Below are 13,845 nucleotides of genomic sequence, written 5' to 3' on the forward strand. Positions count from 1 at the left end.
CGGGGGAAGGAAGCAGGAAGCGCGGGGAGCGGCGGGAGGTAGAGCGGAGGAGCGGCTACTCCTTGTACTTGTCCGCCCACTCGACGCCCTGCCAGGTCTGCAGGCTGATCGGGTCGAGGCGGATGAGCCAGCGCTGCTTGTCGAGCGTCGGGGCCAGATACTTCGGGCCGTTCTCACCGAGATAGCGGGTCGACATGCGCTCGGCGATAGGAACCCAGGCCCCGCCGACGTTCGGGGTCTCGACGACGACCGCCTTGCACTGGGCGGAGACCTTTCGCTGCCCGCCGTCCTCGTCGATCGTGACCGCGCAGCGCTCGTTGTCCGCGAGGAACTGGGCCCACGCCGACCTCTTGCGGGCGACGACCCAGAAGGAGGAGCCGTCCCACTCGTGCCAGCACGGAACGACGTACGGCCAGCCGTTGCCGTCGAGGCAGGCGAGGCGGGTGATGATGCCCTCGCCGAGGAACTCGTCGAGCTCTCCGCCGCGGAGGGCTCCGATCTTGCCGCGCCAGGTCTCGTCCTGGGGACTCTGCTGCTCGCTCATCGGGCGATTCCTTCCTGCTGCGCCGCGGGGGCGGTCTCGGTGTCGGGGAATGGGGGTGCGGCGTCCGGGCCGCGGTAGCCGACGCGGGCGGACAGCTCCATCGCGGCGGCGACGACGCGCGGCGCGAACCGGTCGACGTGGTCACGCGTGAAGCGGTAGGCGGGGGCGGAGACGCTGATGGCGGCGACCACCTGCCCGAGGTGGTCGCGCACCGGGGCGGCGACGCAGCGGACGCCCTCCTCGTTCTCGATCTCGTCGATCGCGTAACCGCGGTCGCGAATGGCGTCGAGCTCGATGGAGAGGGCGTCGCGGTCGGTGATGGTGTTCTCGGTGCGCCGGACGAGGTCGCCCTGGAGGAGGCTCTCTCGGCGTTCGGGCGACGAGTAGGCGAGGAGGGTCTTGCCGATCCCCGTGCAGTGGAGCGGGTTGCGGGAACCGATCCTGGCGGCGGGCCTGACCGGCTGGGGACTGCTGACCGCGGCGACGTAGAGGACCGTGTTGCGGTCGAGGACGCCGAGGAAGCTGGTCTCGTTCGTCTCGTCGACGAGGTCCTCGATGATGTCGAACGCGAGCCGGGAGATGTCGAGCGTGTTGAGGAACGCCTGGCCCCAGCCGGCGACGCGGGGACCGAGCTCGTAGAGACCGCGCGCCTCGACGCGCACGATGTCGAGCTCGACGAGCACGTCGATGAGGCGGACGGCGGTGGCGTGGGGGAGTCCGGTCGAGGCGGCGATATCGGTGAGGCGAAGGGGGCGCGGACTGGCCGCGAGGAGGTCGACGATGGCGATGCCTTTGACCAGACCCTTGGCGGATCCGGAAATGGACGAGAGGTCCATATTCGTTTCGGACATGTCGTCCATATTGGCCATCCGACCCCTCGAAGCAGAGGTTGCGATGGCTGATTTAACAGACCCGTTACAAACGAAGCGCCCTTCGGGATACCGGTGCGCGCCGCTGTCACGGTGCCCGTGACCCGCGAGAGAGCTACCTGATCAGGTCATCAGCGCACTGCTAGCGGAGCGGGAGCAGAATGGCCACCTCACGAGGGAGTCGATCACCGACCATGCATCGCATCGCACCGGCCGTCGCCCTGATCGCCGCCGTCCTGGTCGGCGCTCTCGTTCCCGCAGTCTCCGCCCAGGCGATCAGCACAGCGACGCCCGAACCGACGGACAGCGCCACCGTCCCGGATGAGAGCGCCTTCGTCGAGGTGGCCGCGGGCCCGGGACAGCCGGGCACCATCGAGATCGATACGAGCACCTACCTGCCGGACGTCACTCCCGCCCCCGCCGTGCTCCTCGCCCACGGGTTCGGGGGTTCGAAGCTCGACCTCGCCGCTCAGGCCGTCCATCTGCGAGACCTCGGCTACGTCGTCCTCACCTACACCGCGCGGGGGTTCGGCGAGTCCGGCGGTCTGATCTCGCTCGACTCGCTCGACTACGAGGTCGCCGACGCCCGCGCCCTCGTCGATGTTCTCGCCGAGCGCGACGATGTCATCCGGGACGGCGCCGACCCCGAGGTCGCCGTCGCGGGCGGTTCGTACGGGGGAGCGCTCGCCCTCATGCTCGGCGCGACCGACCCGCGGATCGACACGGTGGTCGCGGCGATCACCTGGAACGATCTGGCGAGCGCGCTCGTACCGAATGCGGTACGGCCTGATGCGGCGAGCGCCGAGGGAGATACTCCCGCGCCGCTCGAGACCGATCAGCCGGGTGTCTTCAAACAGGCGTGGGCGAGTCAGCTCTTCGGCGCGGGCGCGTCGCCCGACAGTGCCTGCGGTCGTTTCACGCCGGAGCTCTGCGAGCTGTACAGCGGCCTGATCGCGGGCTACCCGCTCGACGACGGTGCGCTCGCGCTGCTCGATCGGTCGTCACCGGCGAGCGTTCTCGATGAGATGACCGCCCCGACTCTTCTGCTCCAGGGCACCCAGGACTCGCTCTTCGGACTCGACCAGGCCGACGCGAACGCCCGGCAGATCGATTCCGCGGGCGCCGACGTGAAGGTGGTCTGGTTCGAGGGCGGTCACGACGCGGGCGGCCAGGCCTCAGGCGCCGGGGAGTCCACCGAGGAGACGACCGACGCATGGTTGGCGGAGCACCTGCCCGTCGATGGCGGATCGGCCGCGGACGACGCTGCGGGATCCACCTTCGTCTACAGCGTGCCGTCGAACTCCACCCGTTCCGCGGAGACCCAGGAGGCCCCGTCGTATCCGGGGCTGAGCGGAGCGGACGGGGTGGTGAGCACCGACGTCCCGATCGGCGGAGTGCCCACGACGATCGCCAACCCGCCCGGGGGCCTCCCCGCGGTGATCACGTCCTTGCCAGGTCTCGGCTCGCTTCTCGGCGGACTGGGCGCGGCGGCCCTCTCGGCACCCCAACCCGGCCAGACCGCCGCTTTCGTCTCCGCCGAGCTCACGGATCCCGTCACCCTCGTGGGTTCCCCATCCGTGACGGTGCGGGTGTCCCGCGGCTCCGACACCGTCGACTCCGACGTCCCCACTGGCGGCGCCCCGGCGGATTCGGGGGCCGTGCTCTTCGTCGCGCTGTACACGGTCGACGGTGACAACCGTCGACTCGTGGGCGGCACGGTTGCGCCGGTCCGCATCGCCGACCTGGCTGCCGACGGGACGCCCGTCTCGGTGGACGTGGCACTCCCGGCGAGCGCCGCGACCTTCACCGCAGGAACGCGGCTCGCCGTCAGCGTCGGCACGACGGATGCCCTCTACCGCTCCGAGCCGGCAGCGGCCCGCTACACCGTGGATGCGACCGGCGTCATCGCGCTGCCGACCGTCCCCACCGCGACGACGACCGACGCCAAGGGGGTCGCGCCGGCCGGGACCCTCCTCGGCATCGCCGGGGTTCTCGTCATCGCCGCCCTCCTGGGTCTCGTCGCTCTGGTGCGCGGCCGCCGACGTGCCCGGATTCCGGCCTCATCGCCCGCTATCGCCGACCCGGCAGCCCCCGATGCGCCACCGCTCGTGCTGCGTGGACTGGTGAAGAACTTCCGCAACGGGCAGAGAGCCGTCGACGATCTGTCGTTCACCGTGCGGAAGGGCCAGGTCCTCGGACTCCTCGGGCCGAACGGCGCGGGCAAGACGACGACGTTGAGGATGGCCGTCGGTCTGCTGCGACCCGATGCGGGCACCTCCGAGATCTTCGGCGAGACCGTCCGCACGGGGGCGGCCGTCCTCACGAGGGTGGGGACCTTCATCGAGGGTCCCGGGTTCCTCCCCCATCTGTCCGGACGCCGCAACCTCGAACTGTTCTGGGCGGCGTCCGGTCGTGCGCTCTCCGAAGCCCGGATGGATGAGGCGCTCATGATCGCCGACCTCGGTCCTGCCATCTCGCGGAAGGTGCGCGGCTACAGCCAGGGCATGCGGCAGAGGCTCGCGATCGCTCAGGCCATGCTCGGCATGCCCGAGCTCCTCATCCTCGACGAGCCGACGAACGGACTCGATCCGCCGCAGATCCACGCCCTGCGAGGGGTGCTCAGAAGGTATGCCGAGAGCGGGCGGACTGTCATCGTCTCCTCGCATCTGCTCGGCGAGGTGGAGCAGACCTGCACCGATGTCGTCGTCATGGCGAGGGGCCGACTGATCGCCGCAGGAACCGTCGCCGAACTCGCGGGCGAGGCGGGCGAGGTGACCTTCGAGGTGACGGACGGGGAGGCGGCGCTGGCGGTCGTCTCGTCGCTCGAGGTGGAGGACGCGCGGCTCACCGCTGCGACGACCCTGCGCGTAGCCCCCGGCTCGGTCGATACCGAATCGATCGTCGCTGCGCTCGTGGCGGCGGGCGTCGGGGTCCGCAGCGTCGTGCGCGGCCGCCACCTCGAGGAGACGTTCCTCGACCTCGTCGATCCCGGAAGCACGGTACGGAGATGACCCAATCGGATGTCGAGACCTGGAGTCCCGGACCCGTCACGTCGGCGAGCGCCCAGCGTCGGGCGCCGCTTCCCGTCCGGGTCGAGCTCGCCCGCCAGTTCACGCAGTGGCGGGTGCGCGGAGTGCTGCTCGTGCTCGCCGCCCTGCCGATCATCGTTCGTCTCGCCTTCCTCATCGGCGGCGACGGGGACACGGGGTCGGACAGCAGCCAGGGTCTGCCCGACTTCGCCGCGCAGGCGCAGTCGAGCGGAGTCAACTTCGCCGCGTTCACGCTGTCGGTGACCGGCGGATTCCTGCTCACACTCGTCGTGGCCCTGCTGTTCGGCGACATGGTCGCCAGCGAGGCGTCGCGCTCGACTCTCAAGTACCTGCTCACCATCCCGGTGTCGCGCGGGCGGCTCCTCCGCACCAAGATCGTCGTCTCGTTGCTGCTCCTCGCGTTCGGGCTGCTGCTGCTCGCGGGCATGTCGCTGCTCGTCGGAGTCCTCTCGTACGGGACGGGCGGTCTTCAGATCCCCCTGGGCACCCAGCTGGGCTTCGGCGAATCGATCGCCCGGATCGCGGGCGCGACAGCGGTCATCGGGGTCAATCTGCTGTGGGCAGCCGGTCTGGGGACGCTTCTGACCGTTCTGACCGACAGCCCGCTGGGTGCCGCCGGGGGAGTGGTGCTCACCTCGATCGTGTCCAGCATCCTGAACGCGATCCCCGCCCTCGGGGATGTCAGCGAGTTCCTGCCCACCCACTACTCGACGGCGTTCCGTCAGCTGTTCGCGAGCCCCGTCGACTGGGAGCCCGTCGCCGATTCCGTGCTCGTCTCCCTGATCTACGCCGTCGTATTCGTGACCTTCGCCGGCTGGTGGTTCGGACGCAAGGACATCTCGAGCTGAGGATCAGCCGCAGAATCCGCCGAGCGGATCTCAACGTCGGCGCCGTTCCGTCCTAACGTGGGAATCGACCTCGACGAAGGGATTGCGATGACGAACCCACCGCGTACCTATCTGCAGGGCGTCCCGAGCTGGATCGACACGGAACAACCCGATCCTGACCAGGCCGCAGAGTTCTACGCCGCCCTCTTCGGCTGGGAGTTCCATCAGGTCACCCCGGCCGCGGCACCCGTCGTCTACCTCGTCGCCACCCTCGACGGCGAGGATGTCGCAGGGCTCGGCGGAGTGCCCGACGGGGCCACGGAGACGGCCTGGAACACCTACATCGCCGTCGATGACGCCGACCTCTCGGCGCGACGCGTAGAGGCCGCCGGCGGCAGCATCGTGGTTGCGGCTGAGGACGCGGGACCGGGTGGCAGGAGCGCGACCGTGGCCGACCCCGCCGGGGCGCGATTCCGACTCTGGCAGGCTCGGCGCAGGCTCGGAGCCCAGATCGTCAACGCTCCCGGCAGCTGGAACTTCAGCACCCTGCACACTCCCGACCCCGATGCGGCGCTCGCTTTCTACGGCGAGGTGTTCGGCTGGGAAGCGCTCGGCAGGGATCCGGGGCTCGGCGACGTGATGGTCGCGGTCCCCGGTTACGGAGACCACCTCGAGGCGACGGTCGACCCTGATATCCGGGACAGGCAGGCCTTCGCTCCTGACAGGTTCGAGGACGTGGTCGCCTGGGTCGGGTCGACATCCACGGGGGAGACCGCGGGCTGGAAGGTCCAGTTCACCGTCGCCGATCGGGATGCCGTCCGGACAGCCGCGGTCGCATTCGGTGGGACGGTCGTCTCGACGCGCGACACCGACTGGACCCTGGAGGCCCTCATCGAGGACCCCCAGGGAGCGCGGTTCGTCGCGAGTCAGTTCCTCGGCGGCTGATTCGCAGCGTCTCTGCGCCCAGTCCGGGCCGGGGGAGTAGCCCGGGGACGAGCTGTCGAGTGGGCAGCCGCGGCCTTCCTGCGCGATGCCGGGTCGCAGTGGCGGGAGCAGATCATCGTGCCCGCCGTTCCAGCGTCGGCTGGCAGCCGGTCAGTCGACGACGACCTCGTTCAGGCGACCGGTCGCGACGTCGAACACGAAGCCGCGGATCGAGTCCTTGATCGGGATGAACGGACTGGACCTGATCCGCCGGATCGACTGGGCCACATCGGCGTCGGCGTCGGCGAAGGACTCGGCGGCCCACGGCGGTCGGATCCCGGTGTCCTCCTCGATCGACTGCTTGAACGCGTCGTCGGTGAAGGTGAGCATCCCGCAGTCGGTGTGGTGGATGAGCACGATCTCCTTCGTCCCGAGCAGCCGCTGGCTGATCGCGAGCGACCGGATCTCGTCCTCGGTGATCACGCCGCCCGCGTTGCGGATGACGTGCGACTCGCCGTCGCCGAGTCCGAGCACCGCGTACACGTTGATGCGGGCGTCCATGCAGGCGACGACGGCGATCTGCTTGGACGGGGGAAGGGGCAGCGGGCCCGAGAAGGTGGAGGCGTAGGTCTCGTTGTTGGCGAGCAGTTCGTCGGTGACAGTCATGCCCTCGACGCTAGGGACACGGCGGGGCACGTCGACCCGTGTTACGCAATGGGTCGGGCGGCATCCCTCCCGCGGCACCGACTCGACGGCGCGCGGCGTCGGGTGTCGTCAGCGGTAGCGCCGGGGGACCGTCCAGTGACTCCCGAACTCGATGTCGTAGCTGTCGGGGGAGAAGGGGCTGTCGCCGCCCGCGGGGTAGCTCGTCAGCTCCCCGAACACGATCCGGCCTCCGACGTCGTAGAGGTCGACGCGCACGAAGTCGGTCTCGGCGCCGAGCGTCTCGGCCACCGCGATCATCTCGGCCAGACGCTCCGGTCGAGCGGGAACCGGATCGGCCCACGCGGGGCCGCCGCTGAGAGGCAGGTGCTCCCACGCGGGAGTGAAGAAGTCCTGGGTGCGGGCGCCGAACCGCGACTGGTCGACCTGGATGTACCGGCAGGTGCCGTGGAACACGAACAGCTTGGAGTCGGCCGGGATCTCTCCGTTCGGCCCAGCGAGCATCTCCTCGACGAGGATCCGAGGTCGCACCCGGCCGTACGCCCACTCCCGGTTCGGTCCCTGGCCGTACAGCTTGGTCGTCCAATTCGCCGCGATCGGCGCCAGGTCGCCGAGCAGGCCGGGTCGTGGCCTCACGTGCCGGTACATCCAGCTCCACCGGGCCTCCGGCAGCTCCGCATCGAAAGGGGCCCCGGGCGAGACGACGATGCAGGCGCCGCTGCCGTGCGTCGGTTTGACGACGTAGCTCTCAGGAAGGTCGAGGTCGACCAGCCCGCCGGGATCGTCGAGGATCGCGTACGCGGTCGGCAGGAACGCCTCGCCGACGCGATCGGCCACGTACTCGCGCACCGCCGCCTTGTCGGCGAACACCACGAGCAGCGGCCGGTGGTCCCGCAGCATCTTGTAGCGCACCTTCGCGGTGAACGACCGGGGGCTGCGGGTGCGCAGCAGCCGCCAGGACCGGACGAGACGGCTCCGCTCGCGCCATCGCGGCCTCGGTCGGGCCGGCGAGGCGGGAGGCGGATCGGCCGAGGTGGACACGGAGCACAGTCTCGCCCATGCGGCGCGGTCAGCCGGACGTCTCGAGCGACGGTAACGTCATTGCGGCGGGATCGTACGCCGTCCGCACAGCCGGTACACGGCTAATAAGCGAACGGCTGGGAGATGATTCCAAGAGTCGCGCGCGCGACTCGTGTGGACAGGGAGTGGTATTGGACGGCAATGCGACGACGAGGCACCGCAATGTGTCTCTCCTTTCGGTGACCAGCACGGTCGCTCCGAGAGTGACCACGTCGGAGCAGATCGACGCCAAGCTCGCGCCCGTCCTCAAACGACTCCGCCTGCCGACAGGGCTCCTCCAGCGCGTGGCGGGCATCTACGAGCGCCGTAACTGGGATGACGCCGAGGGAGGCGACGGCTTCAACGAGGCTGCGATCGCCGCGGGAAAGCGTGCGCTGGCCCAGGCCGGCATCCGGCCCGACGAGGTCGGTCTGCTGATCAACACCTCCGTCACCCGCAAGCACCTCGAGCCCTCGGTCGCGGTCCGCCTCCACCACGGGCTCGGCCTGCCGTCGTCGGCCATCAACTTCGACATCGCCAACGCCTGTTTGGGCTTCGTCAACGGGATGAGCCTCGCCGCCCAGATGATCGATTCCGGGCAGATCAAGTACGCGATCGTGATCGACGGCGAAGACGCCGACGAGATCCAGGTCAACACCATCGAACGCCTCGGGCGCGAGGGCATCGAGCGCGACGACTTCATGAGCGAGTTCGCGAGCCTCACCCTCGGCTCCGGCGCTGCCGCCGCCGTGCTCGGCCCCGCCGACGCGCACCCCGAAGGTCACCGCATGCTCGGTGGGGTCACCCGTGCGGCCACCGAGTACAACGAACTCTGCGTCGGCAGCGTCGAGGGCATGTTCACCGACGCGAAGGCGCTGCTGAAGGGCGGACTCGACCTGGTGGTCTCCGCCTGGAAGGAAGCCACCCGCGACTGGAACTGGAAGGGCATGGACCGCTACGTCCTGCACCAGGTCTCGGATGTCCACACGAACGCCATCATCCGAGCCGTCGGCATCGACCGCTCGCGTGTGCCGCTGACCTATCCGAAATTCGGCAACGTCGGGCCCGCATCGATCCCGATGACGCTGGCCGAGGAGGCGCCGACTCTCAAGCGCGGCGACCGCGTGCTCATGATGGGCGTCGGGTCGGGCCTCAACACGGCGATGATGGAACTGGCCTGGTGACACTCGCCCGCGGAGGGCCCCGTGCCGCCGCGTCGCCGCCCCCTCTCGGGCTGCCCGGCCTCGACCCCGCCTGGTCCCGTCTCGTCGACAGCACGGACGCGTTGACGGGTTCGAGCGTCACCTGGCACCTCCTCGACACCGGTGCGGCACTCGAGGCTCTCGGCGCCACACCCGTCGGCACGATCGTCGCCGTCCACGGCAATCCCACCTGGTCGTACCTCTGGCGGCGGCTGGCTGCCGAGACGCTGCGCCGGGCGGGCGAAGGCGGGCCGGCGTGGAGGGTGATCGCGCCCGACCAGCTCGAGATGGGGTTCTCCGAACGCACCGGCGCCACCCGCCGACTCGCCGACCGGGTCCGCGACATCGGTGCCCTCACCGACGTACTCGACCTCGACGGTCCCGTCGTCGCCCTCGGACACGACTGGGGCGGCGTCGTCGCCATGGGCTGGGCGGTCGACCACCCTGGGCAACTCAGTGCACTCACCCTTCTGAACACGGCCATCCATCAGCCCGAAGGCAGCCCGATCCCCGCTCCACTGCGGCTCGCGCTCGCACCCGGCGTGCTGTCAACGGCCTCCACGGTCACGCCCGCCTTCCTCGACACGACCCTCGCGCTCGGGCACCCGGTCCTGACCGCCGGGATCAAGCGCGCCTACCGGGCGCCCTACCTGCATCGCGACCGCCGCGCGGGCATCGCCGGGTTCGTCGCCGACATCCCCGCCACGGCGTCGCACTGGAGCGCGGTCGAGCTCGACCGCATCGCCGAGGGCATCCGCCACCTCGGTGTCCCCTCGCTCCTGCAATGGGGGCCCGAGGACCCCATCTTCAGCGACCGCTACCTCGACGATCTGATCGACCGGATGCCGCACAGCGACGTCCACCGCTACGAGGGCGCCGGCCACCTGATCGCCGAAGACGTCGACTACGCGGGCGCGCTGCTCGACTGGCTCGACGCCCGGCGCGAGACGCCGGCACCCGCATCCGCCGTCACCGGTGCCGGTGCGGGTGCGGCTGGGTCCGCGCGTCGCCCGCTCTGGTCCAACCTCGACGCGCTCTCGGCGAGCGCCGAGACCGCGCTGGTCGAACTGGCCCCGCCTTCCGGATCCGAGCCGCGAACGATCAGCTGGTCGCTCCTGTCGCGCCGCGTGCGGGAACTCGCCTCGGGGCTCGCCGCAGCGGGTGTCGGTGCCGGCGATCGCGTCTCTCTGCTCGTCCCACCGGGCGCCGATCTCACCGCCGCGCTCTACGCCTGCCTGCGCATCGGCGCCGTCGTCGTGGTCGCCGATGCCGGTCTCGGCATCCGCGGGCTCACCCGCGCGGTTCGAGGCGCCCATCCCGACGTCGTCATCGGTGCCGCACAGGGCCTGGCCGCGGCGCGAGCGCTCGGCTGGCCCGGTCGGCGCATCTCGACCACCCGGCTCGGGCCCGCCCAGCGAGCGGTTCTCGGCGTCACGACCTCCCTCCCCGATCTGGCACGGCGGGGTGCGGCTTCCGAACTGCCCCCGGAGCCGTCGGCGGATGCCGTCGCCGCGGTGCTCTTCACCTCGGGCTCGACGGGTCCCGCGAAGGGCGTCGTCTACACCCACGCCCAGCTCGAGGCGCTTCGCGACCTGCTCGCCACCCAGTACGGCGTGGGGGTCGGAACCGGACTCGTGGCGGGCTTCGCCCCGTTCGCGCTCCTCGGCCCCGCGTTGGGCGCGCGCACCGCGACACCCGACATGGATGTCTCCGCACCCCGCACCCTGACCGCCGAGGCCGTCGCGGCCGCCGTGGCGGCCGTGCAGGGGCGGGTGGTATTCCTGTCGCCCGCTGCCATCGCGAACGTCGTCGCCACAGCGGACGGGCTCGCCGACGACGATCGGGCGGCGCTCTCGGGCGTGGAGCTCGTGCTCTCCGCCGGTGCCCCGGTCTCCGTCGAACTGCTCGACGGCATCACCGCCCTTATGCCCGGCGCGACCGCGCACACGCCCTACGGCATGACAGAGGGTCTGCTGATGACCGACATCACTCTCGATGGGATCCGGGCCGCCGGGTCGGCGAGCGCCGTGCCGACGAGGGATGCCGAGATCACGGCCGGGGGAGTGTGCGTCGGACGTCCTGCCCCCGGTGTCTCGGTCCTCATCGCCCCGCTCGACGCCGACGGCGCCGCGACAGGCCTCCCTGCCGCGGCGGCCGGTGTGACCGGCGAAGTCGTCGTCTCCGCACCGCATCTCAAGCAGGGCTACGACCAGCTCTGGCTCACCGACGAGGCCGCGGTCCGCGACACCGCGGAACTGTCGCCGTCTCGGGGCGGCGACGCCCGCTGGCACCGCACGGGCGACGTCGGCCACCTCGACGCCGATGGGCGGCTGTGGATCGAGGGTCGGCTTCCGCACGTGGTCGTGACGGCCGATGGCGTCGTCACGCCCGTGGGGCCCGAACAGCGGATCGGCGCCGTCGCCGGGGTCGCACGGGTCGGCATCGCCGGTGTCGGGCCGCGCGGCACCCAGCAGGTGATCGCGATCGTCGAGACCGTTCCCGCCGCCCGCCGCCCCGGACTCGCCGCACCCGAGCTCGCCGCCGCAGCCCGGAGCGCAGCCGGCGTTCCACTCGCCGCCGTGCTGGTCGTCCCACGGCTGCCGACCGACATCCGGCACAACTCCAAGATCGATCGCGCCCGACTGTCGCGGTGGGCGGAGCGAGTGCTCGCCGGCGGACGGATGAGCGCACCATGAAGGTGCTCGTCACCGGCGCCAGCGGACTCCTCGGCGGAGCGGTCGCCGCGGCCATCGCGTCCGCCGGCCACGACGTGCGAACCTTCCAGCGCCGCCCCGCCCGGATTCCGGGGACGGTCGACGTACTCGGCTCCGTCACCGACCGCACGGCGGTCGACGCCGCGCTCGCCGGAACGGACGCGGTCGTCCACCTCGCCGCGAAGGTGTCGCTCGCCGGAGACCCCGCGGAGTTCGAGGCGGTCAACGTCGGCGGCACCCGCGACCTGATCGGTTCCGCCCGCGCGCACGGAGTGCGCCGCCTCGTCTTCGTGTCGTCCCCCTCGGTCGCGCACACGGGCGAATCGATCGTGGGCCTCGGCGCCGATCCGGCGGACCCGTCGACCGCCCGCGGGGAGTACGCCCGCACCAAGGCCGTCGCCGAACGACTCGCGCTCGCCGCGGACTCGGACTCCCTCCACGTCGTCGCCGTCCGCCCCCACCTCGTCTGGGGCCCGGGCGACACCCAGCTGGTCGCGCGCATCGTCGAGCGGGCTCGAACGGGCCGGCTTCCGACGCTCGGCTCCGGAGCCGCGCTGATCGACACGACCTACATCGACAACGCCGCCTCGGCGATCGCGGCCGCGCTCGAGCGGGTCGATGCGATCCACGGCAATTCGTACGTCGTCACCAACGGCGAACCGCGACCGGTCGCCGAGATGCTCGCCGGCATCTGCCGGGCCGCGGGGGTGCGGCCGCCGCGCTGGCACGTGCCCGCCCGGGTGGCTCGTGCCGCCGGGGGAGCCGTCGAAGCCGTCTGGCGGGTGCGTCCCGGTGAGGACGAGCCGCCGATGACGCGCTTCCTCGCCGAGCAGCTGTCCACCGCTCACTGGTTCGACCAGCGTGCGACCCGTCGCGACCTGCAGTGGACTCCCGCCGTCAGCCTCGACGAAGGGCTCGCCCGGCTGGCGATCTCCTACCGCTGAGCGTCGCAACCGCCGGGGGCTGGTGCCGTCCCGCCGTGGGGCCTACGGTGTGCGGATGGTCCCCGAAATCAACTACCTCGCCGTCATCGCCGCGACGCTCTCGACGATGATCGTTGGATCGATCTGGTACACGCCGAAAGTGTTCGGCACACTCTGGATGCGGCTCGCCAAGGTGCCGCCGGTGACAGGAACCCGCGCAGCGATCGCGCCGATCATCGCCACGCTGATCGTGAGTTTCGTGACCGCGTGGGTGCTGGCGGGATCGGTCTACATCTCGCAGCAGTTCTACGGTGGATCGTTCCTCGGCAACGCGATGATCACGGGCCTGGTGCTGTTCGCTGGCTTCACGGCAGCGCGGTTCATCACCCATGACGCGTTCGAGCGCCGACCCGCACCGCTGACCGTCTTGAACATCACGCACGAGCTGGTGACGATCGTCATCATGGCGTTCATCATCGGCATCTGGCCGCCCGCCTGAGCGACCTCGGAACGGACTGCGCCGGTCAGCCCTGTCCGCTGACCTTCTCCGCCTCGATGGTGAGGATGATCCGCGTCTGATCGCGTCCGCCGTACCAGGGGTAGGGCTGGTCGGTGTACTTCTGCGAGAGGGCGTCGATGTGCTCGGCGCCGCCCTCCGTCGACATGGAGACGACGCGGCCGCGCACCTGGATGTACCGGAACGGGTTGTCGGGATCCTGCACGGCGAGAGCGACTCGGGGATCGCGCTCCACGTTGCGGACCTTCAGGAACCCGACGACCGTGTTGATCAGCACGTGCTCGCCGTCGGTGTCCACCCAGGTCTCGGTGACCTGGGGGGAACCGTCGGCCATGATCGTGGAGATGAAGCACGGGCTGCGCTTCCCCAGCAGGTCGAGAAGGTCAGGGGTCATCGGCATGGCGGTCTCCTCGATGCCGGTCCGGTCGGCCGGCGATTGCTGCCAGTCTCGCCGAGCGCGGCCGTGAGCTTGCCGCACGCCGCCTGGGTCACCGGCCGGCCGGGCTCGGCTCTCAGCGGCACGGGCCAGGATGAGCTCGGGGCGGACGAGGAA

At 70.7% G+C, this 13,845-nt stretch carries 12 protein-coding genes; 7 read left to right on the forward strand and 5 right to left on the reverse strand.

Translation table 11 applies throughout. The annotated features are described in order from the left end of the window. Positions 1-55: 55 nt before the first annotated feature. Together DDQ50_RS12780 and DDQ50_RS12785 are read right to left on the reverse strand one after the other, a co-directional pair. Positions 56-544 carry a pyridoxamine 5'-phosphate oxidase family protein gene (locus DDQ50_RS12780; protein ID WP_116757083.1) on the reverse strand — a complete coding sequence of 163 codons (489 nt, stop codon included), beginning with the start codon at positions 542-544 and terminating at the stop codon, positions 56-58. Beyond that, positions 541-1,395, reverse strand: coding sequence for an IclR family transcriptional regulator (locus DDQ50_RS12785; RefSeq protein WP_165829814.1), 855 nt, complete (start codon positions 1,393-1,395; stop codon positions 541-543). Before DDQ50_RS12785 ends, DDQ50_RS12780 begins: the two co-directional genes overlap by 4 nt. 212 nt (positions 1,396-1,607) lie before the next feature. Here DDQ50_RS12785 and DDQ50_RS12790 point away from each other — a divergent pair, with 212 nt between their 5' ends. The 3 genes from DDQ50_RS12790 (at position 1,608) to DDQ50_RS12800 (ending at position 6,235) form a co-directional block, all read left to right on the forward strand. Beyond that, a complete protein-coding gene (locus DDQ50_RS12790; RefSeq protein ID WP_205663631.1) occupies positions 1,608-4,424 on the forward strand; it encodes an alpha/beta fold hydrolase in 2,817 nt (938 codons plus the stop codon). Beyond that, positions 4,421-5,311 carry an ABC transporter permease gene (locus DDQ50_RS12795; RefSeq protein ID WP_116757085.1) on the forward strand — a complete coding sequence of 297 codons (891 nt, stop codon included), beginning with the start codon at positions 4,421-4,423 and terminating at the stop codon, positions 5,309-5,311. Before DDQ50_RS12790 ends, DDQ50_RS12795 begins: the two co-directional genes overlap by 4 nt. Positions 5,312-5,398: 87 nt before the next feature. Further along, positions 5,399-6,235 (forward strand): VOC family protein, encoded by an 837-nt coding sequence (locus DDQ50_RS12800; RefSeq protein ID WP_116757086.1) that lies wholly within the window; start codon positions 5,399-5,401, stop codon positions 6,233-6,235. 150 nt (positions 6,236-6,385) lie between these two features. Here the strand turns inward: DDQ50_RS12800 and DDQ50_RS12805 are convergent, their stop codons facing one another. Then, positions 6,386-6,880, reverse strand: a complete 495-nt coding sequence (locus DDQ50_RS12805) for a beta-class carbonic anhydrase (RefSeq protein ID WP_116757087.1) — start codon at positions 6,878-6,880, stop codon at positions 6,386-6,388. 108 nt (positions 6,881-6,988) lie between these two features. Beyond that, the gene (locus DDQ50_RS12810) at positions 6,989-7,918 is read right to left on the reverse strand and encodes an ATP-grasp fold amidoligase family protein (RefSeq protein WP_240614378.1); all 930 of its coding nucleotides are present in this window, start codon (positions 7,916-7,918) and stop codon (positions 6,989-6,991) included. Between the two features lie 164 nt (positions 7,919-8,082). Here DDQ50_RS12810 and DDQ50_RS12815 point away from each other — a divergent pair, with 164 nt between their 5' ends. The 4 genes from DDQ50_RS12815 to DDQ50_RS12830 are packed head-to-tail and all read left to right on the forward strand — an operon-like array spanning position 8,083 to position 13,274. Further along, positions 8,083-9,120: a 3-oxoacyl-ACP synthase III gene (locus tag DDQ50_RS12815; RefSeq protein ID WP_116757088.1), complete on the forward strand. Its 1,038-nt coding sequence runs from the start codon at positions 8,083-8,085 to the stop codon at positions 9,118-9,120. After that, a complete protein-coding gene (locus tag DDQ50_RS12820; RefSeq protein WP_165829816.1) occupies positions 9,117-11,834 on the forward strand; it encodes an alpha/beta fold hydrolase in 2,718 nt (905 codons plus the stop codon). The genes DDQ50_RS12815 and DDQ50_RS12820 overlap by 4 nt, the downstream gene beginning before the upstream one ends. Continuing rightward, the gene (locus DDQ50_RS12825) at positions 11,831-12,796 is read left to right on the forward strand and encodes an NAD-dependent epimerase/dehydratase family protein (RefSeq protein ID WP_116757090.1); all 966 of its coding nucleotides are present in this window, start codon (positions 11,831-11,833) and stop codon (positions 12,794-12,796) included. The genes DDQ50_RS12820 and DDQ50_RS12825 overlap by 4 nt, the downstream gene beginning before the upstream one ends. 55 nt (positions 12,797-12,851) lie before the next feature. Continuing rightward, the gene (locus DDQ50_RS12830; RefSeq protein WP_116757091.1) at positions 12,852-13,274 is read left to right on the forward strand and encodes a DUF1761 domain-containing protein; all 423 of its coding nucleotides are present in this window, start codon (positions 12,852-12,854) and stop codon (positions 13,272-13,274) included. 25 nt (positions 13,275-13,299) lie between these two features. On the opposite strand, the gene DDQ50_RS12835 is transcribed toward DDQ50_RS12830, so the two are convergent. After that, positions 13,300-13,692, reverse strand: coding sequence for a PPOX class F420-dependent oxidoreductase (locus DDQ50_RS12835; RefSeq protein ID WP_116757444.1), 393 nt, complete (start codon positions 13,690-13,692; stop codon positions 13,300-13,302). Positions 13,693-13,845: the final 153 nt, after the last annotated feature.

Source organism: Amnibacterium flavum (assembly GCF_003097495.1).
GTDB classification, from domain to species: Bacteria; Actinomycetota; Actinomycetes; order Actinomycetales; family Microbacteriaceae; genus Naasia; species Naasia flava.

Bases quoted from the DNA above. Each gene is read 5' to 3' on its own strand.
- DDQ50_RS12795 (WP_116757085.1), top strand. From the start codon at position 4,421: ATGACCCAATCGGATGTCGAGACCTGGAGTCCCGGACCCGTCACGTCG.
- DDQ50_RS12800 (WP_116757086.1), top strand. From the start codon at position 5,399: ATGACGAACCCACCGCGTACCTATCTGCAGGGCGTCCCGAGCTGGATC.
- DDQ50_RS12780 (WP_116757083.1), bottom strand. From the start codon at position 544: ATGAGCGAGCAGCAGAGTCCCCAGGACGAGACCTGGCGCGGCAAGATC.
- DDQ50_RS12830 (WP_116757091.1), top strand. From the start codon at position 12,852: ATGGTCCCCGAAATCAACTACCTCGCCGTCATCGCCGCGACGCTCTCG.
- DDQ50_RS12825 (WP_116757090.1), top strand. From the start codon at position 11,831: ATGAAGGTGCTCGTCACCGGCGCCAGCGGACTCCTCGGCGGAGCGGTC.
- DDQ50_RS12785 (WP_165829814.1), bottom strand. From the start codon at position 1,395: ATGTCCGAAACGAATATGGACCTCTCGTCCATTTCCGGATCCGCCAAG.
- DDQ50_RS12790 (WP_205663631.1), top strand. From the start codon at position 1,608: ATGCATCGCATCGCACCGGCCGTCGCCCTGATCGCCGCCGTCCTGGTC.
- DDQ50_RS12805 (WP_116757087.1), bottom strand. From the start codon at position 6,880: ATGACTGTCACCGACGAACTGCTCGCCAACAACGAGACCTACGCCTCC.
- DDQ50_RS12835 (WP_116757444.1), bottom strand. From the start codon at position 13,692: ATGCCGATGACCCCTGACCTTCTCGACCTGCTGGGGAAGCGCAGCCCG.